Source organism: Draconibacterium orientale (assembly GCF_900111425.1).
GTDB classification, from domain to species: domain Bacteria; phylum Bacteroidota; class Bacteroidia; order Bacteroidales; family Prolixibacteraceae; genus Draconibacterium; species Draconibacterium orientale.
Map to the genome: position 1 here is coordinate 1 of NZ_FOHT01000045.1, position 22,362 is coordinate 22,362.

A 22,362-nucleotide genomic window follows, 5' to 3' on the forward strand; every position below is an offset into this window, starting at 1 on the left:
TGATAAATAAAATGAGAACAGTAAACAAATTGGCAAAAGAACTAAACATGGAAGTAGTAAATTGTCAAAATGTAAATTAATTCTGTCATTGGCAGCATAGCGAGGAATCTAAATTGCTTATAGTAACCACTAACGATGTAAAACCCAAAATCAATTTCAATGGCATACTTAAAAGAAGCACAAAAGCGCGATTTTATTAATCAAATGGCAATTATTACCCAGGAGAGTTTCGACCTGAGACCATGCTTGATGGCTTTCCAACCTAAGTTGATTCTCTGACAACCATGGATGGTTGCTTTCCAACCAAGGTTGATGCTCTTTCGTCCTTCCTTTTTTTCTTACTCAAGCGTTTTTCTATATCTGCCGAAAAGCCTACTTTTGATTTCCAAAACAATAAAAGATGAGCAAGACAATACTTATTACCGGAGGAGCTGGTTTCATAGGATCTCACGTGGTTCGTTTATTTGTAAATAACTACCCCGATTACAAAATTGTAAACCTCGATAAACTAACCTACGCCGGTAACCTCAATAATTTAAAAGATATTGAAGACAAGCCCAATTACGAATTTGTAAAAGGCGATATTGTTGATAGCGAATTTATTCAGCAACTGTTTGAAGCGCGACAGTTCGACGGGGTGATTCACCTGGCTGCCGAGTCGCATGTCGATCGATCGATTTCAAACCCTACCGAATTTGTTTATACCAATGTTATTGGCACGGTTAACCTGCTTAACGCTGCCAAACACATCTGGAAGGATAATTTCGAGAACAAACGTTTCTACCATATTTCGACAGATGAGGTGTATGGTTCGTTGGGCGAAGAAGGAATGTTTACCGAAAAAACAGCTTACGATCCGCATAGTCCGTACTCGGCATCAAAGGCCAGTTCCGATCATTTTGTGCGTGCCTATAACGATACTTTTGACGTGCCAACAGTAATTTCAAACTGCTCGAATAACTATGGTTCATTTCAGTTTCCTGAGAAACTGATTCCGCTTTTTATTCACAACATAAAAAACAACAAGCCGCTACCGGTTTACGGTAAAGGCGAAAATGTACGCGACTGGCTTTGGGTGGTCGATCATGCCCGCGCCATTGATGTGATTTTCCATAAAGGTGAAATTGGCGAAACCTATAATATTGGTGGCTTTAACGAGTGGACAAACATCGACCTGATTCGGGTAATGTGCCGCAAAATGGATGAAAAGCTGGGGCGCCCTACAGGCGAATCGGAAAAACTGATAACTTATGTAAAAGACCGCGCCGGGCATGATTTACGTTATGCTATTGATGCCACAAAAATTAAAAACGAACTGGGCTGGGAGCCATCGCTGCAGTTTGAAGAAGGTATTGAAAAGACCATCGACTGGTACCTTGAAAATACCGCGTGGCTCGAAAATGTAACCTCGGGCGATTACCAGAAATACTACGAGCAACAGTACGTAAAAAGATAATTTTAATTAAACAATGATACGATCACTCCGAGTGATAGCATCACTAACTGCATGGAAAAATCAGAAAAGGAGATACAACAATGTGTCTCCTTTTCTGTTTTAGGAATGATTATTGTAAATTGTACGAACACAGAAATCAGTTTTTAGAACATACGGAAATTAAAAAGAATAAATATGAAACAAACATTTCTTTTGCTGGCGCTTGTTGTGTTGTTGGCGGCGTGCAGCACTACAAAACAAGTCAGGAGTTCGCAGAAAGGATTAAAAGGCAACTGGACATTGGCCTCAATTACAACCGATCAGGGAAACAAAGTGGAAATTAAAGAGTTGTTTAATCAGGCATCGCCCGATTGTTTCGCGGGAAGCGAATGGAGCTTCGTTAGCAATAACAATTCCGGCACCTACTCGTTTATGGATGTGGCCTGCGTAAATTCCACCCACTCGATTAAATGGTTTATGGAAGAAGATGGCCAGAACATTTACTTTTTGTGGAAATTTATTCCCGATGGTGTGAAGCCAAAAGATGTAACCGCCGGTTATAAGCTGAAATTAATTGCTGAATCGGAGACCGAATTTGTTTTGGCGCAGGATGCAGCGTTCGAGGGCGACATCATTTCAATTTATTATCAATTCGTAAAAAATTAAGATCATCGTTATGAAGAATAAAACATTAGTGGTTCTTGCCCTTTTTGTGGCAGGAATATTTTTGAATAGTTGTAGCTCGTTGCAAAATGCCAATAGCTCGCAAAAAGGTGCAGGAATTGGAGTAGCCGCAGGAGCTGCTTTAGGCGCGTTAATCGGCGGAAAAGATAACCGTGCGGCAGGCGCTTTGGTTGGCGCTGCCGTTGGTGGTGGGGCCGGTGCAATTATTGGAAAACAAATGGATAAACAGGCCGAAGAAATTGAAACCACAATGCCCGGTGCCGAAGTAGTACGTAGCGAAGAAGGAATTCAGTTAATTCTGGACGAAAATGCCGATGTGCGTTTCGAGTTCGACAGCTCAGCGCTTACAAGTGCTTCGCAAACCAACCTGGGAAAACTGGTTGAGGTTTTTAATAGATACCCTGATACTGACATTTTGGTAATCGGGCATACCGACAGCGATGGCGCAGAATCATACAACCAAACCTTATCCGAAAAACGGGCCGCATCGGTTGTTGGTTTCCTAAAATCAAATGGTATTCAGGCTGCAAGATTAAGTTCGGTTGGAATGGGCGAATCGCAGCCACGGGCAACAAACGACACCAAAGCGGGTAAAGCCCAAAACCGCAGGGTGGAATTTACCATTACAGCCAACGAAGACATGGTAAATGCTGCAAAAGCACAGGCCGGCGAGCAATAATAAACGTAAACTACTACAAAATTGATAGTCTCACTTTAAGTGAGGCTATCAATAATTTATGTCTAATGATAAACTTACTCTGAAAGAGGCTATCATTAAATCGAAAAATACTATTTCAAAACTTTCAGGAACAGAAATTTATACTATCTTTGCGCCACATTTTTCAAAATTAAAAAATAGAATTATGCCAGTAAAAATGAGATTAGCGCGACACGGTCGCAAACGCTACGCATACTACCACATTGTAGTAGCTGATAGCAGGGCGCCACGAGATGGCAGGTACATTGAGAGAATTGGCACGTACAATCCTAACACTGATCCTGCTACTATCGATCTCGATTTTGACAAAGCTTACGACTGGCTTGTTAAAGGCGCACAACCAACCGACACTGTAAGAGCAATTTTGTCTTACAAAGGTGTATTGTACAAAAAACACCTGATGGGTGGAGTTAAAAAAGGAGCTTTCGATGAAGCTGAAGCTGAGAAACGTTTAGAAAACTGGATTGCAGCAAAAGAAGCTAAAATTCAGGCAAAAATCGACCGTTTGGCCGGTGATGCCGCTGCAGAAGCTGATAAACAACTGGAAGCTGAGAAGAAAGTCAACGAAGAAAGAGCTGCCGCTATTGCTGCAAGAGAAGCAGAATTAGCTGCCGAAGCCGAAGCTGCTGCTAAAGAAACTGAAGCTGAAGCCGCTGCTGAAGAAGTAGAAGAAGAGGCAACTGCTGAAGTTGAAGAAACTCCTGAAGCTAACGCTTCGGAAGAAGAAAAAGGTGCGGAATCTTAAGAAAGACAACTCATCTTATTATAGAAAACCACTTGCCGTTGGGCAGGTGGTTTTTTTTCTGAAAGTCCCCATCATTCTTATCTGTATTGCCTTTTGTGTTTCGTCCGGAAGAACCATCTGGCTTCGATCTGCTTTCTTCGCCGGACGATTCGCTTTGGTCATTTCATCCCAGCGCTACGCACCGGGTTACCTGCCTGTCGGCAGACAGGTTCATATTAGACGCTTCCAGCGTCATGTAAAATTTGCAATTCCGACATAGCTGGCCAATAAAGTCGTTTTAACTTTGTCATCCAATTCAATATCCCGAAGGGATAAAATAGGATTAACCTCGGGTGAAACCCGGGGTTGATGTGAAAGTAAATCAAAGGCGCAAATAATCAGTTATTCAACGCACAACTGCTGTATGCGCCTTGTAATCTGAATGTTTTTATGAAATGCTGTCGTTAGGCCTCACTTTCATCACTGTTGGTGATTCCCGGGAATCATGAATGTTTTTTGTAAGTCTCCGCCTGATAATAAAAACAAAGGTTCACGCAAAGCTCGCTAAGTTTTTCGCAAAGCGAACGAAGCAGATTATCCGGATTGCTAAAAGCCTTTGCATACTTTGCGCTTCTTTGTTTCTTTGCGTGAAACGATATTCATATCCCTTTGTTCCTGTTGATTATTCGCGAAAATCACGAATGTTTTTTGTGTTGATATACTTCGTATAACCTCTTTCGAAAAAAAATTATGTTGCAATTTTTTGGAACTTTCTACTTATAACTACCGTTTCAAGTGAAAATGCTTTACTTTTGAAGTATGGAAACAATACCAAAAACCGATTGCCAAAAAGTTGGATTCTTCAGAAAAACGCATGGCGTGCATGGCGAAGTAGTCCTGGAGTTTGACGAACAGTTTGAATATTCAGTGGAAGAAAGCGACCGCTTTTTTGTTGAACTGGATGGTTTACTGGTGCCTTTTTTTGTCGAAAAAGATGGGTTCCGTTTCCGTTCATCCAAAACAGCAATTGTAAAGTTTGATTGGGTTGACGACGAAAAATACGCCAAACGCCTGATTGGCGCCAGCGCATACCTGTTTCATACCGAGATTATTGATGAGCAGGATGAAAACGAATCGACTTTTGAAGGCCTGATGCTAATCGATAGCAAACTGGGTGAAATTGGTGTAATCGATCATGTTGACGACTACTCCGGGAATATTGTTTTTACTGTTTCGTACCGGGGCGAGGAGTTGTTAATTCCATTTCACGAAGAAATGCTGGTTTCGTACAGCGAAAGTGAAGGTACGCTCACTTTAAATTTACCCGACGGACTGATTGACGCCTAATCCGGGCTCAAAATCTGTAAATTTCTTTCTCCAAACCTCGGGAATCGGTTCCGAAACTCTGGCTTTCATATCAAAACAAACCATTACCGATTTACATATTGCTACCGGTTCCGGGTTGTGGTTTTTGTAAACCGCCTGTGTCATCTCCAGGCTCTTTTCTCCCAACGACGATACCGATGTTTCCACATGAATTTCATCCTCCAGAAAAGTTGGTTGCAGGTAATCCACCTTCACCGAGGCAATAATCAATCCTTTGTGTGTCCAGCTAATCAGTTCGCCCAAAACCGTTTTGAAATAGTTCAGACGGGCCAGATCAAAAAATTCCTGGTATTTGGCATTGTAAACATGGCCCATCAGGTCGATATCGTTAAACCGAATCTGCACCGGTACGCTGTGTTTCTGTTTCATAAATTGCTTTTTTATCCGTTTAAAAGTGCAATTAATTCTGATTTGTGTGCAACTTTATTACAATTGTCGCGTCATTAAAACGTAATAATAATATTGGCCGGAAAGATCACCGGCTTTGGCTAAATTTAAAGCCAACATCATTACAGATTTTGAAAATTTGGAATTAGAAATTTAAATAGTAAAAACATGAAAACCAGAATTTTAGTGTTAAGCCTTTTGGTAATAGGTTTATTTATGACCTCAACCGTTCAGGCACAGGAAGAAACACGTGATGTTTCCAGTTTCTCGGAGATAAGTTTGCGCATTCCGGCAACTGTACACCTTAAACAGGGGAGTCCGCAAAGTGTGCGGATTGAAGCCAAACAATCGACACTGGAAGACATTATTACCGAAGTAAACGGGAGTAAGTTGATCATTCGTTTTCCGGGGAAAAGCATCTTTCAACGCAATTACAAGCCCGGCAAAATTGAGATTTACATCACTGTGCCTGATGTAAACGGATTGGGCGTTTCAGGCTCGGGAGATATTTTAGCCAATGAAATTAATGCACGTATTATCGACCTGGCGGTGAGTGGCAGCGGAAATATTGAAATTGATGACCTGAAATCGGACAAAGTAAAAGGTGCCATTTCGGGGTCGGGGAATATTAAAATTGAAAGCGATGGTGTTGCCGACGAATTATCCGTTTCAATTTCGGGCTCAGGGAACTTTAAAGGCGATGGTTTTGAAGCCGACGATGTGGCCGTAAGCACATCAGGATCAGGCAATAGTAGCGTGAGATCCAATGGCTCGTTAAAAGCACGAATCGCCGGGTCGGGAAGCGTTTATTACAAAGGCAATCCAACGGTTGATGCATCGGTTGCCGGATCAGGACGCGTAAAAAGTATGTAATCCAGGCGGATTTAAAATATTGCAGGCCATCTGTTTTTCAGGTGGCTTTTTTATTTTCTGAGAATTTCGATTTGCCCGCCCGGCCCCAGTTTTATTACGCTTGATGGTTCCGATGGAATGCGATCATCCTGCCGGTATTCCACAATATAATCGACCGCTTCTTTTATTTCCTCCGAAATTTCATCAAAAAATACCGACGATTTTTCGCCACTTTTATTGGCCGAGGTAGAAACGATAGGCCGGCGAAAACGTTGGAGCAACCGACGCGTAAATTCTTCTTTGGTAAAACGAATACCGATACTTCCGTCTTCGGCAATTAAATTGGCAGCCAGGTTTTTTGCTCCGGGATAAATTACAGTAAGTGGGGTTGTGCTTACTTCAACCAAATCCCAGGCTACCTCCGGAACTTCAGCGATATAACGATCGAGCAAAGCCGGGTTTTCCATTAAAACCAGCATACTTTTCGAGTCTTCGCGTTCTTTTATATCATAAATACGTTTAACTGCTTCAGCATTGGTGGCATCGCAGCCAATGCCCCAAATGGTATCAGTAGGGTACAGGATTATCCCCCCGCTTTTTAAAACTTCAACTGCCTTTTTTATATCGTCGTGCATAGTCCTCTTGTTGTGTAGCTTTTTACCCCCTGTCGCTTCTTCGGCGCTCCTGTCCTCCGTCAGCTGACGGAGACAATCGGAACGAAGTGACGATAGGGGGGATTTATTCTATCCTATTAATTCCGCGTACAAAGAAATCAATTTTTCAACATAATTTTTGGGTTGAAATTCATTGGCTCTCACGCGTCCTTTCATTATCAATTCTTTCCGGAAATTGGTGTCGGTAAGTATTTTTTCAATATTGTTTCCCAGCTCTTCAATGTTTTGTGGCGAACAAAGCACAGCTGCATTGCCGGCCGTTTCAGGTAAACACGAAGCGTTGGACGTAATTACCGGACAACCGCAAGCCATCGACTCGATTACCGGCAATCCAAAACCTTCGAATACCGAAATGTAAATGGATAATTGCGCCAGTTGATAAATACCTGCCAGATCGGTTTCCGGAATGTTTCTTAGAAAAATTACCCGGTTGTGAAGCTGTTTTTCTGCTATGTACTTATGAATGTCGTTACAATACGATGTTGGATTGCCAACCAAAACCAATGGCAGTTGGATGTTTTTTTCAACCAGTGCTTTAATGATCGAAAGCTGGTTTTTTCGCTCTTCAACTGTACCAACGGCCAAAATAAAATCGTTGGGCAGTTTATATTTTTCTTTGATCTTTCCGGTATTGGCATTCTCGAAAAACAGGGGTGAAATGGCCTGATGAAGAATCTCAATTTTTTCCGGGTCAACATCCACAAAATCGATAATATCGTCTTTGGTTTGCTGGCTGATGGCCAAAATTTTGGTAGCAGCATTGCAGGCATATTTTGTTTTTCGGAAATAAATAGCGCGGTCGAGTGTTTTGTAAAATTCGGGATAACGAATAAATATGAGATCGTGAATGGTTACCAGCGTAGGGATAGCGGTTTTGTGGATCCCTTTTGGAAGTTCGTTACTCAATCCATGAAACAGATCGAGTTTGTGATCCTTAACTTCGTCACTCAGTTGTATCGAACGCCAAATGGCTTTTTTAAATCCGGAGTGCGCATGCTCAGGGGCCACAATATCAAACTTGTCCTGTTCCTCCAACATTGCTGCTTTTTCCTCGGGAGTAAAAAGTGTATAGTGATGACCGGGGAAATATTTCTGAAGGGCGTTCAAGGTATTCCGGCTGTAGTTGCCTAACCCCGAGGTGTTCAGAAATGCTCGTTTTGCGTCGTATCCTATCTTCATAGTTAGTTGTTTTGTGTGCTTTTAAAAATACAAAAAAGGCCGGGTTTTGTAGCCCGGCCTCATTAATTTATTGTGAAGTATAAATTTCTTAAAAGTCTTTAACACCTTCGAAGTCGAGTGTTGCAAAATAATCGTCGAGTGTTTCTGCACGTCGGATTTCAACCACATCGCCATTCTCACGAAGCAGCAATTCGGCCGATTTAAGTTTTCCGTTGTAGTTAAATCCCATTGAATGGCCGTGTGCTCCGGTGTCGTGAATTACCACAATATCGTCCGGATCAATTTCGGGCAGCATGCGGTCGATAGCAAATTTGTCGTTGTTTTCGCACAACGATCCGGTAACGTCGTATTTCACATTCGCCTCATCGTTTTCTTTTCCCATAACTGTAATGTGATGGTAGGCACCGTAAAGCGCAGGACGCATCAGGTCGGTCATGCAGGCATCCAGGCCGGCGTAGGTTTTATAGGTTTTTTTAATGTGGCGAACTTTGGTTACCAAATAACCGTATGGCCCGGTAATGGCACGGCCCGATTCGAAAAATATTTTCAACGGAGCAAGTCCGGCTTTCATAAGTATGTTATCATAGTGTTTTTTCACACCGGCGCTAACCGATTCCATGTTAACCGGTTTTTCGCCCGGTTTGTAAGGAATTCCAATTCCGCCGCCCATATTGGCAAATTCAATTTTTACGCCTGTTTTTTCGTAAACCTCAACGATTAAATTAAACAGCAGCTCGGCAGTTTCAACAAAATAGGCCGGTTCAAGTTCGTTTGAAGCTACCATGGTGTGAATGCCAAAATGTTTTACCCCTTTTTCTTTCAGGATTTTATAACCTTCAATTATTTGCTCGCGGGTAAAACCGTATTTCGCTTCTTCCGGATGTCCGATTATCACATTTCCTTCTTTCAAACTTCCGGGATTGTAACGCATACAAATCGTATCGGGCAATCCTACATGCTTGTCAACAAAGTGGATGTGCGAAATGTCGTCGAGATTAATGATGGCGCCCAAATCTTTAGCCAGCTGAAATTCGTAAGCCGGCGTATCGTTCGAGGTCAGCATAATTTCGTTGCCGCTCATTCCAATACGTTTGGCCAGTTCCAACTCAGCAACAGAACTACAGTCAATTCCAAAACCTTCCGCTCTAAGAATCTTCATCAGGTATGGATTTGGCGCGGCTTTAATTGCATAATATTCTTTAAAGCCTTCGTTCCACGAAAATGCTTTATTGAAATTGCGTGCATTCTCAATCATTGCCTTCTCATCGTAAATATGAAACGGAGTAGGGTGGTTCTCAATAATGCTTTCAAGCTGTTCTTTGCTAAAAGGTAGATTTTTTTCTGCCATATTTTCTCGTCTTATTTTATGCTTTACAAAGCTAATTCTTTTCTTTCATCTAGTAGAATTAGTCTAAATAAAGAACAATCTAATTAACCGGAAGTTTACAATTATTAGGATTCAATATAATGCATGGCCGCTTTTATGCCATCGGCAGCACTTGAAATAATTCCGCCGGCATATCCGCTGCCTTCGCCAACGATGTAAATATTTTCGAATCCTTCGCACAAACTACTTTGGTCGCGAATTACCTGAACGGGCGATGATGTTTTGCTTTCGAAACCCAGCAAATGGCCATTTTCAAAACCGCGCATTTTACGAATAAAATCCTGCAAGCCAACCTGCATCGATTCTACAACCGGTTTGGGTAACAGGTCCCATAGCGGAGCCGGTTTTAAACCCAGCGGGTAACTGGTTTCAAACTGCGATCCTTTGCCCTTTTGTTTTAAGAAGTCATTAATGGAGCATGCCGGAGCTGCATAGCCTTCAGTAAATTGATAAAAACTCTCCTCCAGCTTTTGCAGGTTATCGAGTGCTTCAACGGGCGAAACGGTTTTACCTGCTAGCTCATCGGGATGAATGGCAGCAACACAGGCTGCATTGGCAAAGTTGCCGTTGCGTTTGTAGTAGCTCATTCCGTTAACGATGTTGGTGTGTTCGTAAGCTGCTGCCGGAACGACCATGCCGCCCGGGCACATGCAAAACGAAAATACCGAATGTTTGCCGTCGGCTTGCGAAGTGAGGCGGTATTCGGCGGCTTTCACTCCTGGAAGTTGCGGCTTTCCCCATTGTGCCCGATTGATGGTTTCCTGTGTGTGTTCCATGCGGCTGCCAATGGCAAAATTCTTAGTGCGAAAAGGAATGCCTCTTCTGATTAGCATTTTATAGGACTCGAAAGCCGAATGGCCGGGAGCAACAAAAAGCGCATCAGCCGGAAGATTACCTTTTGAGGTAACTACTTCTTTCACTTTTGAATTGACGATTACCACATCTTCCAGCATTGTCTCAAAAAGAAATTTGCCTCCGAGATTTTCAAAAGCTTCGCGTAGGTTTTGCACTATTTTACGCAGGTTGTCAGTTCCCAAATGTGGGTGAGTCATGTATAAAATTTCTTCCGGCGCACCGGCTTCTACATAACTTTCAAGAATAAACTGTTTTTCTTTCGAAATGCGTTTCGAGCGCGATGTCAGTTTCCCGTCCGAGAAGGTTCCGGCGCCACCTTCGCCAAAAGCGTAATTATTTTGGGCGTTGAAAGTTCCGGTTCGCTCGAAGTTTGAAATGGCTTTTCCACGCGTTGATACATCTGATCCGCGTTCAATCAGCGTAACATCAAAACCGGCTTTTTGCAGCACAAAAGCGTTAAAAAAACCGGCCGGGCCGCTACCCACAACCACAATTTTTTTATTGCTTTTTTTATAGGGAATTTCCAGTTTCTCTTTTTCAACTTGTTCATCTCCTTTCAATTCCGGCGATGTTACAACAGCTTTTACCAACCAGTGGATATTCGATTTATTCCGTGCATCCAGACTTTTCGTTTCCAATTCGTACGAAAAGTTTTTAATCCTCAGAGTTTTGGCAATTCGGCTCTGCAGCAAATCTGCACTATAATTGGTAGGTAGTTTTAGCGAAACTGATTTTGTTCCCATGTACTGAAATATTAGAAGCCAAAAATACGGAAAGATTACAGGTTTCTGAACAGCCATTTCAAAAAAACAAAAATTCGTTGTAACGTATCATAAAGTTGTGCGTCACATAATCGAAACAAAGCAGGCGAGCTTCATCGTCAGAAAACAAAAAACGTACAGAACTATTTTTTTACATGCGAAAAAGGGTTGTTCATCGAAAAAAAACTGAGGGTAAACCTTTTTTTCATCAACTTTAAATTGAAAACAAAAAATCGACGGCTTTTAATAGCCGGATAAACAGAAAACAAGTTCAAGCCATGATTAGTCTAAACAATGTTCACAAGTCGTATGTAACGGGCAGTAACTCGTTGCATGTATTAAAAGGAATCGACCTTGAAATTAACACCGGAGAGTTCGTCTCCATTATGGGGTCATCAGGTTCCGGGAAATCAACTTTGCTAAATATCCTTGGAATTTTGGATAATTACGATGAAGGATCGTATTATCTGAACGGATCGCTGGTAAAAGACATGTCGGAAAAGAAGGCAGCCAAACTTCGAAATGAATTGGTAGGTTTTGTATTTCAGTCGTTTAACCTGATTTCATTTAAAAATGCTTTGGAAAATGTGGCGCTTCCGCTGTATTACCAGGGCGTAAGTCGTAAAAAGCGAAACAAAATTGCAGAGGAATACCTCGATAAAGTTGGTTTGCTGGATTGGGCAACACACTTGCCCAGCGAAATGTCGGGCGGACAAAAGCAACGTGTTGCAATCGCTCGTTCGCTCATTTCTCAGCCAAAAATTATTTTTGCCGACGAGCCAACCGGTGCACTCGACACCAGCACTTCGTACGAGGTAATGGATATTCTGAAAGAAATTAACAACGATGGTATTACAGTTATTCTGGTAACACACGAGCATGATATTGCTTCGATGACCCAGAAAATTGTGCGATTGAAAGATGGCCATATTGATGAGATCATTAAAAACGGCGAATTGAAAAACTTTCAGCATCAGTACGCCAAAGAACTGGAAACAGCCTGATTCAGTTAACAGTCTCAGTTTTCAGTCGCAGCAGGCACTTTTGCCTTTTTACTTTTCACTTTTCACTTTTAACTTGAAATTATCATGTTCGATATTGATAAATGGCAGGAGATCTTTGCCACCATCAAAAAAAATAAAATGCGCACTTTCCTTACCGGATTTAGCGTAGCCTGGGGAATTTTCATGTTAATGATTCTTTTGGGAGCCGGTAATGGATTAAGCAACGGCGTGTCGGAAAATTTTATGCGCGATGCCGTTAATGCCATGTGGTTGTGGAGTGGCCGCACCAGTATTCCGTACAAAGGCATGCAGGAAAACAGGGAAATCCGCTTTACCAATGCCGATTACGATATCCTGAAAGACCTGGAAGGAATTGAGCACACCTCGGGCCGTTATTATATTGGCGGAAATCTCTTCTCGTATGGAAATGAATACGGCGAGTATTCAGCTATAACCTGTCATCCTGATTTAAAAGATGTGGAGTCGATTGAAATTGTAGAAGGTCGTTTTGTGAACCAGGTTGATATCGATCAGACCCGAAAATCGGTAGTGCTGGGAAAAGACATTTACGATGCGCTTTTTAACGGAAAAGAGGCCATTGGCGAATATGTTCGTGTAAATAACATTCCGTTTAAAGTGGTTGGAATTTGCACTGAGGGCGGTGGCACTCGTCACCGAAATGCCTACATTCCGGTTACTACCGGGCAAAAAGTATTTAACGGATCAAATCGCCTGCACAACTTTGCCTTAACCATTAACGCCGAAACACTGGAAGAAAGCCAGGCCATTGAAAACCGTGTTCGGGAGAGACTGGCCCGTAAACATAAATTTGATGCTACCGATGAATCGGCCATGGGATCGTACAATAAACTGGAGGATGTTATTCAAACCATGAAGCTGTTCCAGGCTATCGATATTTTTATCTGGATAATTGGTATCGGAACCCTGATTGCCGGAGTGGTTGGAGTAAGCAATATTATGCTGATTGTGGTAAAAGAACGTACCAAGGAAATTGGTATCCGTAAAGCCATTGGTGCCAGTCCTGCCTCAGTAATCGGACTGATTCTTTTGGAAGCTGTAATGATCACAACCATCGCCGGATACATCGGCCTTGTGTTGGGAACCGGGCTGATGGAAGGCCTGAACTTTATTGTGGAGAAACAATTTGAAGCCTCGGCAGCAACCAACGGCGGCAACGGCGAAACCTTGTTCCGCAACCCTACGGTTGATTTGGGAATTGCCCTATTGGCCACATTATTACTGGTGGTTGCCGGTGCCATTGCCGGGTATATTCCGGCAAAGCGAGCTGCAAAAATCAAACCTATTGAAGCCTTGCGCGACGAATAACTCTGAACTTTAAACTTTAAACTCGAAACTAAAATGTTCGACTTAGACCTTTGGAAAGAAATATTAAGCGCTTTAAAGAAAAACCGGATGCGCAGTTTTATGACCGCTTTCGGTGTGTTCTGGGGAATATTTATGCTGATAATTATGTCGGGAGCCGGCCGTGCCCTTGAAAACGGGGTGATGGACGGAATTAAAGCTTTCGCATCCAATTCAGCATTCTTCTGGACCGAGCGCACCAGCAAACCCTATAAAGGATTTCAACGCGGGCGACGCTGGAACTACAAAAACACAGATATTGAATACATAAAAGCCAACATCAGCGATATTGAATACTTGTCGCCACGATTGTTCGGACCAAGCAGCGGAGGTGGTGATAATGTAATTCGCGGTAAAAAAACAGGCGCCTTTAATATTTATGGCGATTATCCCGAGTTTTTCAAAATCGATCCGTGGACACCGCTGCAGGGACGACTGATCAATACCATCGATATCCAGCATTCGCGAAAAGTGGTGAATATTGGTGAACGCGTAGTGGAAGTGATGTTCGATACGGATGAAGATCCGATTGGCGAATACCTGAAAATTAACGGCGTTTACTTTCAGGTGGTTGGTGTGGTAAAAGGCGAAACCCGCGTAAATATTGGCGGAGGCCGGAAAAATGAAACCATAATAATGCCGTTCACTACCATGCAAAAAACCTTTAATATGGGCGACGATGTGCATTTCTTCTCGGTAACCTCGCAACCCGGTATTCCTGTAAGTAAAGTTGAGGCCCGCTTAATGGAGCTGTTGAAAGAACGCCACAGTGTAGCACCCGACGATCAACAGGCTGTTGGTTCATTCAATATTGAAGTGGAATGGAAAAAGTACATGGGCCTTTTTACCGGCATTCAGCTATTAACCTGGATTGTGGGAATTGGAACCTTGCTGGCCGGAGTAATTGGCGTAAGTAATATTATGCTGGTAATTATTAAAGAACGCACACAGGAAATTGGTATTCAGCGGGCCATTGGCGCCACACCCGGAAAAGTGATTCTGCACATTGTTGCCGAAAGTGTTTTCCTTACAGTTATTGCCGGATACATTGGGCTGGCGCTGGGAGTAGGATTGCTCGAACTGCTGAATATGGTACTGGAAATGAATGCCGGAAGTGGCGATGATATTTTCTTCCGCCATCCGGAGATCAGTTTTAAAATGGCCGTTGGAGCGCTTTCAGTACTGGTAGTTTCCGGAATATTTGCAGGGTTAATCCCGGCACGTCGGGCGGTAAGTATTAAACCTATTGATGCGTTGCGCGACGAGTAAAAAATGCGGGATTGGGAGTTGAATTCACCGCCTATCTCCACTGCGTTCCGATTGTCTCCGTCAGCTGACGGAGGACAGGAGCGACGAAGAAGCGACAGGGGGTAAAAAAGTTGAGTCTGAAAAAGAAAAATAAAATTGAATCAAAACAATAACAAAAAACAATGAAAAAACGCTCTGCACTTTGCGCTTTGCGTTTTGCAAAAACAAACTAGCCATGAAACGAGCCAACCGAAAAAGTAAGCTAAAAACTGGTAATTAATTTGGCGAGTTACATCGAGTGCAATTGAAAACAAAAAACATAACGAGATGAAAAAAGTATTTAGAATTTTAGGAGTTGTAGTATTGGTAGCAATATTTGGAGGAACACTTTTCTTCCTGTACAACAAATCGAAAAAGAAAACTGATTATTTCGAGAACAAGAATCCGTTTTATAGCGATGTAGTAATGAAAACGGTTGCTACCGGTTCGGTGGTGCCGCGTTTTGAAATTGAGATCGTTCCGCAGGTTTCAGGAATTATTGATGAATTGTTTGTTGAAGCCGGCGATAAAATTACAAAAGGCCAGGTGGTTGCACGCATCAAAATTATTCCTGACATGGTAACACTGAACTCGGCTGAAACCCGTGTTAACCGTGCGAAGATTGGTTTTGAAGATGCCCAGATTGATTACGATCGTCAGCAGAAATTATTTGATAAAGAAGTGATCTCGTACGAAGAATTTAAAGCGGCAAAAGTGGCCTACGATTCAGCAAGGGAAGAACTGACTGCTGCCGAAAATAATCTGGAATTAATTAAAAATGGTGTAACAAAAAAGGCTGCAACGGCTACTAATACGCTGGTGCGCTCAACCATTAATGGAATGGTGCTGGATGTTCCGGTTGAAGAAGGTAATTCGGTAATTCAGGCCAACACCTTTAACGCAGGAACTACCATTGCATCGGTTGCCGATATGAGCGATATGATATTTGAAGGAAATGTGGATGAAACCGAAGTTGGGAAAATTCGCGAAGGAATGCCAATTGAACTGGAAATTGGTGCTATCGATAAAGAAAAATTTGCTGCCGTTCTTGAATATATTTCACCCAAAGGAGTGGAGGAGAACGGTGCCATTCAGTTTGAAATTAAAGCAAATGTAAAACTGAAAGAAGGCCAGTTTATCCGCGCCGGATACAGTGCAAATGCCAATATCGTTCTGGAGCGCAAAGATAATGTGATGGTTATTTCCGAAGGATTGCTTCAGTTTGAAAACGACTCGTCGTTTGTGGAGGTGAATGTAGGTTCGGCCGAAGAGCCAAACTACGAAAAACGTTGGGTACACACTGGCTTGTCTGATGGGATAAATATTGAAATTACTGAAGGATTGAAAGCCGACGATAAAGTAAAAGGCGAAAAGATCGATCCGAAGAAAGTTCAGGAAACACAAGCCAATAATGGTTAACAATAGGTAATTCACATTGCTTTATGTAAATTAGTGGCAAAACAAAAAACAATACATGATGAAGAATCTTTTAACCTTATTTTTAGGAATAGTACTGTCGGCAGGAGCCGTTAACCTGCAGGCGCAAAACGTCTGGGATTTGCAATCCTGTTTCGATTACGCCATCGAAAACAACCTTCAGGTAAAACGACAGGAGATAAATACACGATACAACGAAACGCTGGTTAAGCAGGCAAAAGATGATAAGCTGCCGAACCTGAACGGCCAGGTGAATAATAACTATAATTATGGGCGTTCGCTTACCAATGAGAATGTTTATACAAATAGTAATTCGGTAGGGATATCGGGGAGTTTGTCGACCAATATGACATTGTTCAACGGTATGATTTTAACCAACACGGTAAAAATGCGAGAGCTTGACTTACAAGCAACAATGGCCGATCTGCAAAAAACAAAAGACGATATCATGTTGGGGATTGCAGCCGAATATCTCGAAATTCTTTTTGCGCAGGAAGTGCAACTGGTTGCCGAAGCTACCATTGAAGTTACCAAACAGCAGATTGAGCGTACTCGTCAGCTTGTTGATGCGGGAAGTGAAGCACGAGGCGCCTTGTTGGAAATTGAGGCGCAGCTGGCGCGCGAAGAGTTAGATTTGGTAAATGCACAAAACCGGGTTCAGTTGGCTTATCTTAATTTATACCAGTTTTTGGAGTTGCCCATGGCCGAAAGTTTTACCATTGAAAAGCCATCGTTACCCGAAATTAAGGCCAATCTAACCATGATAAATGCCTACGACGTGTTTAGCACTGCCATTAACGTGCGTCCCGAAATAAAAGCGGCTCAGTTGCGCGTTGAAAGTGCCATGAAACAGTTGGAAATAACAAAAGGTAACCGTTATCCGACTCTATCGCTTGGTGGCAATTATTACACCGACTATAGTGATGCGAACAAGATCTATGATTTTAGTACAGGGCAAAGTTTTGGTAAGGTGCCATTTGGAGATCAGATTAAGAATAATAGAAGATATGGATTTGGTTTTTCTTTAAACATTCCGATATTCAATCGTTTCCAGGTGAAGAACAATATTTCGAATTCGGAGTTGCAAATAGCCGATTACGAGTATCAGTTGCAACAAAGCCGCAATGTTTTACGCCGAGACATTGAGCAGGTATATACCAATGCACTGGCTGCTTTTAACCGTTACATTTCTACCGATAAAGCAGTGGCTTCAATGAAAGAAGCTTTTCGTTACACCGAAGAAAAGTTTAATGTGGGAATGATCAACTCGGTAGAATACAACCAGAGTAAAACAAACCTGACCAATGCTCAGTCGGATTTAATACAGGCAAAATACGAATATATTTTCCGCACGAAAATACTTGATTTCTACAACGGTGTACCAATCACCTTGTAGCAAATCTTGCTTGAACATTGTTTTTTGTGCCCCTGACTGAAAAGTCAGGGGCTTTTTATTTGTTCGCTAACACAGAAATACCCAAAGTTTTTGAACCACATTAGGAACATAGAACACATTAGACTTTCCTTCTCTGTGGCGCTCGGTGTTTTCTCTGTGGTATATTATCCCGCAAAGGCGCGAACCCGTCATTTGAATGCTCTTTCTAAAATCAGAAATCGTTAATCATCATTCGAAATTCATCATTCATCCAGTTGTATTTATTCTTTTGCTCAAACGCATTGCAGTCACTTTGTGGTTCTAACAATTTAAATATCTTTGTCTTTAACTTATTATACCTAAATCAATTAAAGCTGTTTCTTATGAAGTTGACTTTGACCGTCTTATTTTGTGTTCTCTTCTCAATGGCCGGGGTAGCCAATGGTTTTGATTTAAAATCGGATACAACCATAAATACCTTCAATAAAGACTATGTTTATCATGTAAAAAAATTACAAGGGCTAATAAATATCGATGGAGTAATTGACGAAATAGATTGGGAACGAGCTCAAAAAGCAGATAAGTTTTACCGGGTGCTGCCTGTTGATACGGGGTTTGCAAAGCAGCCTTCAACCATGATGATGGCCTACGACGATAAAGCTTTGTATGTAGCACAAATATTTTACGATACCATTCCCGGCAAACGTGTAATGGAATCGTTCCGTCGCGATTTTAGCTTTGGAAATAACGATAACCTGCTTATATTTTTCGATACATTTTTAGATCAAACGAACGGTTTTTCGTTTGGCGTTTCGGCCTCGGGAGCAAAATGGGATGGAACCATGAGCAACGGAAGCAGTGTTTCGCTCGACTGGGATTGCAAATGGGAAATTGAGACAAAACATTACGACGATCGTTGGGTAAGCGAAATGCGTATTCCTTTTAAATCGGTGCGGTACCCAAAGGATAGCAAGGAGTGGAATGTAAACTTTAGCCGACTCGATTTGAAATCAAATGAGAAGTCGGCATGGGCTCCAGTTCCCCGGCAGTTCCCAACAGCGTCGCTGGCTTATACCGGTCGCATGAAATTTGAGGAGCCGTTGCCAAAATCGAAAATGCAGTTTTCGGTTATCCCATATTTGCTGGGCGGAGCGGCAAAAGATTTCGAGGCCGGAACAAGTACCGATTATCGTACCGATGTTGGTTTTGACGCAAAAGTTGGTATTTCATCGTCGATGACACTCGACCTGACCTACAATCCTGATTTCGCACAGGTTGAAGTCGATCAGCAGGTAACGAATATCGATCGTTTCGAATTGTTTTTTCCTGAAAAACGACAGTTCTTTCTCGAGAATAGCGACTTGTTTTCCAGCTACGGATACGAGCATAGTCTTACCCCGTTTTTCTCGCGCAGAATTGGTTTGGATGCTCCGGTACTGGTCGGTGGCCGACTGAGCGGGAAAATTGGTAACGACTGGCGGGTAGGTTTTATGAATATGGCCACCGAAGAAACCAGCGAAAACCTGGCGCGGAATTTTACGGTGGCTTCTGTTCAAAAGAAAATGTTTACGCGATCGAGCCTGGGATTTATTGCCGTTAATAAAGAATATTTTGATGTGCCATCGGACACAAGTATGTATAACCGTGTGATTGGTTTGGATTATAACCTGGCCAGCAAAGACAATGTGTGGGATGGGAAGTTCTTTTACCACCGCTCGTTTCAACCCGGTAACCCCGGCAAACAATATGCACAGGGAGCTATGCTAGAGTACAGCACTTCGCATCTTCAACTTGGTATTTTCGAAACTTCGGTAGGCGAGAATTACCGTGCAGAGGCCGGATATGTGCGCCGAACCGGGTACAATTTTATTGGTGCTTCGGCTGGTTATACTTTTGTGCCCAATAAAAAAGTGGTGAATCACGGGCCAAGTATAAAACTCGATAATTATTTCAATCCTGATAATGACCTAATTGAACATGAATACGAGTTTGAATACGAATTAACCTTTGCAAACAGGGCCGAGCTGAGTTTTGAATATAGTGATCAGTTTGTAAAGTTGCGTGGTGATTTTAATCCAACACAAGACCCCGATCATTATTTGCCTGAAGGATCGGAATACGACTTCGGACTTTTCTCGGTGTCTTATCAATCAACACGTAAATCGTTATTTACCTGGGAAGCTGAAGCCTCAAAAGGGAGTTTCTATAGTGGCGATATTCAGTACATTCAGGGAGAGATCGGTTACCGCTTTCAACCCTATGTAAATCTGACTATGAATATTAACTACACCGATATGGATTTGGGCGATCCGTTTAGCCGCGAAAAATTCTGGCTGGTTGCCCCGAAAATGGATATCACTTTTACCGATAAAATATTCTGGTCCACGTTTGTGCAGTACAACGAGCAAATTGATAACCTGAACATCAACTCGCGTTTCCAGTGGCGTTACCAACCTGTTTCGGATATTTACCTGGTTTATACCGATAATTATTTTACCGGAAACTGGAACTCCAGAAACAGGGCCGTGGTTTTAAAAATGACTTATTGGTTTAATTAAGTGATTTTACCGGTTTCCATTATTAGCTGAACTATTCCGCCTCACATTCGTAAAAAAACCAACATAACTGACAAAAATCACTTCGGATTGAAGTCGCAGATTGTATGTTTTACCAATTTGTTAAACCGATTTTGGGGGCTTCAAATTATTTCAAACATCGCGAAAAAAAATTAACTTTGCGTGCCTTAAAACAATTTGACAGACAATTGTTTAAGTTAAAAACGATTTTATAATAATAAAACTCACTAGTAAAATGAAAGTAACAGTAGTTGGAGCAGGTGCGGTAGGTGCAAGTTGTGCCGAGTATATTGCAATTAAAGATTTTGCAGAAGAAATTGTATTGGTTGATATCAAAGAAGGTTTTGCTGAAGGTAAAGCAATGGATTTGATGCAAACTGCTTCGTTAAACGGTTTTGACTCAACTATCGTTGGTGCCACTAACGATTACACTAAAACAGCTGGTAGCGATGTTGCAGTTATTACAAGTGGAATTCCACGTAAACCGGGAATGACTCGTGAAGAGCTGATTGGTATTAATGCCGGAATTGTAAAAGACGTTGCTGAAAAGTTGATCGCTGAGTCGCCAAACGTAATCATTATTGTGGTTAGTAACCCAATGGATACAATGGCTTACCTGGCACACAAAGCTACAGGTCTTCCTAAAAACCGCATTATCGGTATGGGTGGTGCATTAGATAGCGCTCGTTTTAAATACAGATTGGCTGAAGCATTGGAATGTGCACAGTCAGACATCTCAGCTATGGTAATTGGTGGACACAGCGATACCGGTATGGTTCCGTTAATCGACAAAGCTGTTCGTAACAGTGTTCCTGTTACTGAATTTTTAAGTGAAGAAAAACAAACTGAAGTTGTTGAAGCAACTAAAGTTGGTGGTGCTACTTTAACAAAATTACTGGGAACCAGTGCATGGTATGCTCCTGGTGCAGCAGTATCAGAATTGGTTCGCGCCATTGCATTGGATTCTAAAAAATTGTTCCCATGTTCAGCTCTTCTTGAAGGTGAGTATGGTTTAAGCGACATTTCAATCGGTGTTCCTTGTATCATCGGTAAAAACGGTATCGAGAAAATCGTTGAAATCGAACTTTCAGCTGCTGAAAAAGAAAAACTGGCTGCAAGTGCAGAGGGTGTTTCAAAAGTGAACGATTTACTATAGTTCATAAGAATAATAACAGCATACAGAGGCTCGCAATTTTGCGGGCCTTTTTTATGCCAATTTGTTTTAAATTTGAAGCCATGCGAACGAAAATACCAATCGACATAATAGAGCTTGAATCCTTGAACTATCATTTAATTTTGCCAACGCAGCCTGACGAAGGCGAAACCGCTTATTGGGTGATTGATACCGGGGCCTCAAAATCGGTATTTGATAAAAACCAGGCTGATTTTATTTTGTCGGAAGAGGAAGGCACCGAAGATCTTCATGCAGCAAATATGAGCGAAGAACCTTTAAAAACATCGCTGGGTATTTTAAAACCATTGTTTTTTGGAAAGCTGAAAGTAGAGGCTATGAAAGTTGCTTTGCTCGATATGGATCACATTAACGAACTGTACCAAAAAGTTAGCGACTATAAAATCTGTGGTTTGCTGGGAAGCGATTTCCTGCTGAAATATAATGCTGTTATTGATTATAAACGAAAGCGAATAGTACTTTCAAAACCAAAAGTATAAATCTAAGTTGATTGCTTGAGATCTAATTCAACGTTAACGAATTTACAATAGCTTTCAATTCTTCTCTTTGCGTGTCCGATTGATATGTGATAGTGATGTCTATATAGTAGTCATCCCTTTTTGTCGCAAAATGAGTTTGTCGCATTGTCATGTCCTGAATTGTCATTGCCAGATCAAAAGTATAACATTCAATATTGTTGGTCAGTACTGGCTTTTCAATTTTTGAAGTGATGGGGTTTAAATTTGCATATTGTTTCCGGACATGCACTAAATACTCGCTTTCGTCTTTTAGTTTAGGATAAAGCGTACAACTTTCTGCTATCACGGCCAGGTTAGGTTTAAAATCTGCCTTTTCTCCTTCTCTGTATATTGTGAGTAAGTTGGCAACTAAAACAGTGTCCTTTTTATCCGGTTCGGCTGCAGCTGCTTCTTTTTCAATTTTACCCAAAGTATCCACATTCCAGCTTTCCGGGACATTCAAACTCATTTTGAAATAGGTACTCGTGTAAACACCATTTTCCAGCTCACCTTCTTCAACCGAACTACGATTTATATCCTTACAACTCATCGAAACAAGAAAGGTTAAC

Annotated in this window: 20 protein-coding genes; 14 read left to right on the forward strand and 6 right to left on the reverse strand. The window is 41.9% G+C overall.

Features of this window, described 5'->3' with window-relative positions:
- Window positions 1-400: 400 nt before the first annotated feature.
- The 5 genes from rfbB (at window position 401) to BMW53_RS18725 (ending at window position 4,908) form a co-directional block, all read left to right on the forward strand.
- Window positions 401-1,456: a dTDP-glucose 4,6-dehydratase gene (gene rfbB, locus BMW53_RS18705; RefSeq protein WP_038558128.1), complete on the forward strand. Its 1,056-nt coding sequence runs from the start codon at window positions 401-403 to the stop codon at window positions 1,454-1,456.
- Between the two features lie 174 nt (window positions 1,457-1,630).
- On the forward strand, window positions 1,631-2,101 hold the full coding sequence (locus BMW53_RS18710; RefSeq protein WP_038558130.1) for a lipocalin family protein: 471 nt from the start codon (window positions 1,631-1,633) through the stop codon (window positions 2,099-2,101).
- A gap of 10 nt (window positions 2,102-2,111) precedes the next feature.
- On the forward strand, window positions 2,112-2,798 hold the full coding sequence (locus BMW53_RS18715; RefSeq protein WP_038558131.1) for a YiaD family glycine zipper/OmpA-like lipoprotein: 687 nt from the start codon (window positions 2,112-2,114) through the stop codon (window positions 2,796-2,798).
- Window positions 2,799-2,982: 184 nt separating this feature from the next.
- Window positions 2,983-3,582, forward strand: coding sequence for a 30S ribosomal protein S16 (locus BMW53_RS18720; protein WP_038564541.1), 600 nt, complete (start codon window positions 2,983-2,985; stop codon window positions 3,580-3,582).
- A 798-nt stretch (window positions 3,583-4,380) separates the two neighbouring features.
- Window positions 4,381-4,908, forward strand: a complete 528-nt coding sequence (locus BMW53_RS18725) for a ribosome maturation factor RimM (RefSeq protein WP_038558133.1) — start codon at window positions 4,381-4,383, stop codon at window positions 4,906-4,908.
- On the opposite strand, the gene BMW53_RS18730 is transcribed toward BMW53_RS18725, so the two are convergent.
- Complete coding sequence (locus BMW53_RS18730) at window positions 4,882-5,316, reverse strand: acyl-CoA thioesterase (protein ID WP_038558135.1); 435 nt, start codon at window positions 5,314-5,316, stop codon at window positions 4,882-4,884. The genes BMW53_RS18725 and BMW53_RS18730 overlap by 27 nt on opposite strands.
- 186 nt (window positions 5,317-5,502) lie before the next feature.
- Between BMW53_RS18730 and BMW53_RS18735 the strand changes: the two genes are divergently transcribed.
- Window positions 5,503-6,207: a head GIN domain-containing protein gene (locus tag BMW53_RS18735; RefSeq protein ID WP_038558137.1), complete on the forward strand. Its 705-nt coding sequence runs from the start codon at window positions 5,503-5,505 to the stop codon at window positions 6,205-6,207.
- Between the two features lie 50 nt (window positions 6,208-6,257).
- Here the strand turns inward: BMW53_RS18735 and BMW53_RS18740 are convergent, their stop codons facing one another.
- From BMW53_RS18740 to BMW53_RS18755, 4 genes are all read right to left on the reverse strand, one after another.
- Window positions 6,258-6,884, reverse strand: coding sequence for an L-threonylcarbamoyladenylate synthase (locus tag BMW53_RS18740; protein ID WP_256999155.1), 627 nt, complete (start codon window positions 6,882-6,884; stop codon window positions 6,258-6,260).
- Between the two features lie 45 nt (window positions 6,885-6,929).
- A complete protein-coding gene (locus BMW53_RS18745) occupies window positions 6,930-8,039 on the reverse strand; it encodes a glycosyltransferase family 4 protein (RefSeq protein ID WP_038558141.1) in 1,110 nt (369 codons plus the stop codon).
- 88 nt (window positions 8,040-8,127) lie between these two features.
- On the reverse strand, window positions 8,128-9,387 hold the full coding sequence (locus BMW53_RS18750; protein WP_038558143.1) for a diaminopimelate decarboxylase family protein: 1,260 nt from the start codon (window positions 9,385-9,387) through the stop codon (window positions 8,128-8,130).
- Window positions 9,388-9,491: 104 nt separating this feature from the next.
- Window positions 9,492-11,024, reverse strand: a complete 1,533-nt coding sequence (locus BMW53_RS18755; RefSeq protein ID WP_038564544.1) for an NAD(P)/FAD-dependent oxidoreductase — start codon at window positions 11,022-11,024, stop codon at window positions 9,492-9,494.
- 296 nt (window positions 11,025-11,320) lie between these two features.
- On the opposite strand from BMW53_RS18755, the gene BMW53_RS18760 reads away from it, so the two are divergent.
- From BMW53_RS18760 to BMW53_RS18795, 8 genes are all read left to right on the forward strand, one after another.
- Complete coding sequence (locus BMW53_RS18760) at window positions 11,321-12,046, forward strand: ABC transporter ATP-binding protein (RefSeq protein WP_038558145.1); 726 nt, start codon at window positions 11,321-11,323, stop codon at window positions 12,044-12,046.
- A gap of 84 nt (window positions 12,047-12,130) precedes the next feature.
- Complete coding sequence (locus BMW53_RS18765; RefSeq protein WP_038558147.1) at window positions 12,131-13,393, forward strand: ABC transporter permease; 1,263 nt, start codon at window positions 12,131-12,133, stop codon at window positions 13,391-13,393.
- A gap of 33 nt (window positions 13,394-13,426) precedes the next feature.
- The gene (locus BMW53_RS18770) at window positions 13,427-14,698 is read left to right on the forward strand and encodes an ABC transporter permease (protein ID WP_038558148.1); all 1,272 of its coding nucleotides are present in this window, start codon (window positions 13,427-13,429) and stop codon (window positions 14,696-14,698) included.
- 306 nt (window positions 14,699-15,004) lie between these two features.
- Window positions 15,005-16,135 carry an efflux RND transporter periplasmic adaptor subunit gene (locus BMW53_RS18775; protein ID WP_038558150.1) on the forward strand — a complete coding sequence of 377 codons (1,131 nt, stop codon included), beginning with the start codon at window positions 15,005-15,007 and terminating at the stop codon, window positions 16,133-16,135.
- A 55-nt stretch (window positions 16,136-16,190) separates the two neighbouring features.
- On the forward strand, window positions 16,191-17,549 hold the full coding sequence (locus tag BMW53_RS18780; protein ID WP_038558152.1) for a TolC family protein: 1,359 nt from the start codon (window positions 16,191-16,193) through the stop codon (window positions 17,547-17,549).
- A gap of 362 nt (window positions 17,550-17,911) precedes the next feature.
- Window positions 17,912-20,086 (forward strand): DUF5916 domain-containing protein, encoded by a 2,175-nt coding sequence (locus BMW53_RS18785; protein WP_038558154.1) that lies wholly within the window; start codon window positions 17,912-17,914, stop codon window positions 20,084-20,086.
- 253 nt (window positions 20,087-20,339) lie between these two features.
- Window positions 20,340-21,260, forward strand: coding sequence for a malate dehydrogenase (locus BMW53_RS18790; RefSeq protein WP_038558157.1), 921 nt, complete (start codon window positions 20,340-20,342; stop codon window positions 21,258-21,260).
- 80 nt (window positions 21,261-21,340) lie between these two features.
- The gene (locus BMW53_RS18795; RefSeq protein ID WP_139178258.1) at window positions 21,341-21,775 is read left to right on the forward strand and encodes an aspartyl protease family protein; all 435 of its coding nucleotides are present in this window, start codon (window positions 21,341-21,343) and stop codon (window positions 21,773-21,775) included.
- 22 nt (window positions 21,776-21,797) lie between these two features.
- Here BMW53_RS18795 and BMW53_RS18800 read toward each other — a convergent pair whose 3' ends face one another.
- On the reverse strand, window positions 21,798-22,343 hold the full coding sequence (locus tag BMW53_RS18800; protein WP_038558163.1) for a hypothetical protein: 546 nt from the start codon (window positions 22,341-22,343) through the stop codon (window positions 21,798-21,800).
- Window positions 22,344-22,362: the final 19 nt, after the last annotated feature.

What these genes read in the sequence shown, in the direction of transcription:
- BMW53_RS18800 (WP_038558163.1), bottom strand. Translation starts at nt 22,343, where the DNA reads ATGAGTTGTAAGGATATAAATCGTAGTTCGGTTGAAGAAGGTGAGCTG.
- BMW53_RS18715 (WP_038558131.1), top strand. Translation starts at nt 2,112, where the DNA reads ATGAAGAATAAAACATTAGTGGTTCTTGCCCTTTTTGTGGCAGGAATA.
- BMW53_RS18730 (WP_038558135.1), bottom strand. Translation starts at nt 5,316, where the DNA reads ATGAAACAGAAACACAGCGTACCGGTGCAGATTCGGTTTAACGATATC.
- BMW53_RS18750 (WP_038558143.1), bottom strand. Translation starts at nt 9,387, where the DNA reads ATGGCAGAAAAAAATCTACCTTTTAGCAAAGAACAGCTTGAAAGCATT.
- BMW53_RS18735 (WP_038558137.1), top strand. Translation starts at nt 5,503, where the DNA reads ATGAAAACCAGAATTTTAGTGTTAAGCCTTTTGGTAATAGGTTTATTT.
- BMW53_RS18795 (WP_139178258.1), top strand. Translation starts at nt 21,341, where the DNA reads ATGCGAACGAAAATACCAATCGACATAATAGAGCTTGAATCCTTGAAC.
- BMW53_RS18755 (WP_038564544.1), bottom strand. Translation starts at nt 11,024, where the DNA reads ATGGGAACAAAATCAGTTTCGCTAAAACTACCTACCAATTATAGTGCA.
- BMW53_RS18775 (WP_038558150.1), top strand. Translation starts at nt 15,005, where the DNA reads ATGAAAAAAGTATTTAGAATTTTAGGAGTTGTAGTATTGGTAGCAATA.
- BMW53_RS18760 (WP_038558145.1), top strand. Translation starts at nt 11,321, where the DNA reads ATGATTAGTCTAAACAATGTTCACAAGTCGTATGTAACGGGCAGTAAC.
- BMW53_RS18780 (WP_038558152.1), top strand. Translation starts at nt 16,191, where the DNA reads ATGATGAAGAATCTTTTAACCTTATTTTTAGGAATAGTACTGTCGGCA.
- BMW53_RS18790 (WP_038558157.1), top strand. Translation starts at nt 20,340, where the DNA reads ATGAAAGTAACAGTAGTTGGAGCAGGTGCGGTAGGTGCAAGTTGTGCC.
- BMW53_RS18770 (WP_038558148.1), top strand. Translation starts at nt 13,427, where the DNA reads ATGTTCGACTTAGACCTTTGGAAAGAAATATTAAGCGCTTTAAAGAAA.
- BMW53_RS18765 (WP_038558147.1), top strand. Translation starts at nt 12,131, where the DNA reads ATGTTCGATATTGATAAATGGCAGGAGATCTTTGCCACCATCAAAAAA.
- BMW53_RS18785 (WP_038558154.1), top strand. Translation starts at nt 17,912, where the DNA reads ATGAAGTTGACTTTGACCGTCTTATTTTGTGTTCTCTTCTCAATGGCC.
- rfbB (WP_038558128.1), top strand. Translation starts at nt 401, where the DNA reads ATGAGCAAGACAATACTTATTACCGGAGGAGCTGGTTTCATAGGATCT.
- BMW53_RS18725 (WP_038558133.1), top strand. Translation starts at nt 4,381, where the DNA reads ATGGAAACAATACCAAAAACCGATTGCCAAAAAGTTGGATTCTTCAGA.
- BMW53_RS18720 (WP_038564541.1), top strand. Translation starts at nt 2,983, where the DNA reads ATGCCAGTAAAAATGAGATTAGCGCGACACGGTCGCAAACGCTACGCA.
- BMW53_RS18710 (WP_038558130.1), top strand. Translation starts at nt 1,631, where the DNA reads ATGAAACAAACATTTCTTTTGCTGGCGCTTGTTGTGTTGTTGGCGGCG.
- BMW53_RS18745 (WP_038558141.1), bottom strand. Translation starts at nt 8,039, where the DNA reads ATGAAGATAGGATACGACGCAAAACGAGCATTTCTGAACACCTCGGGG.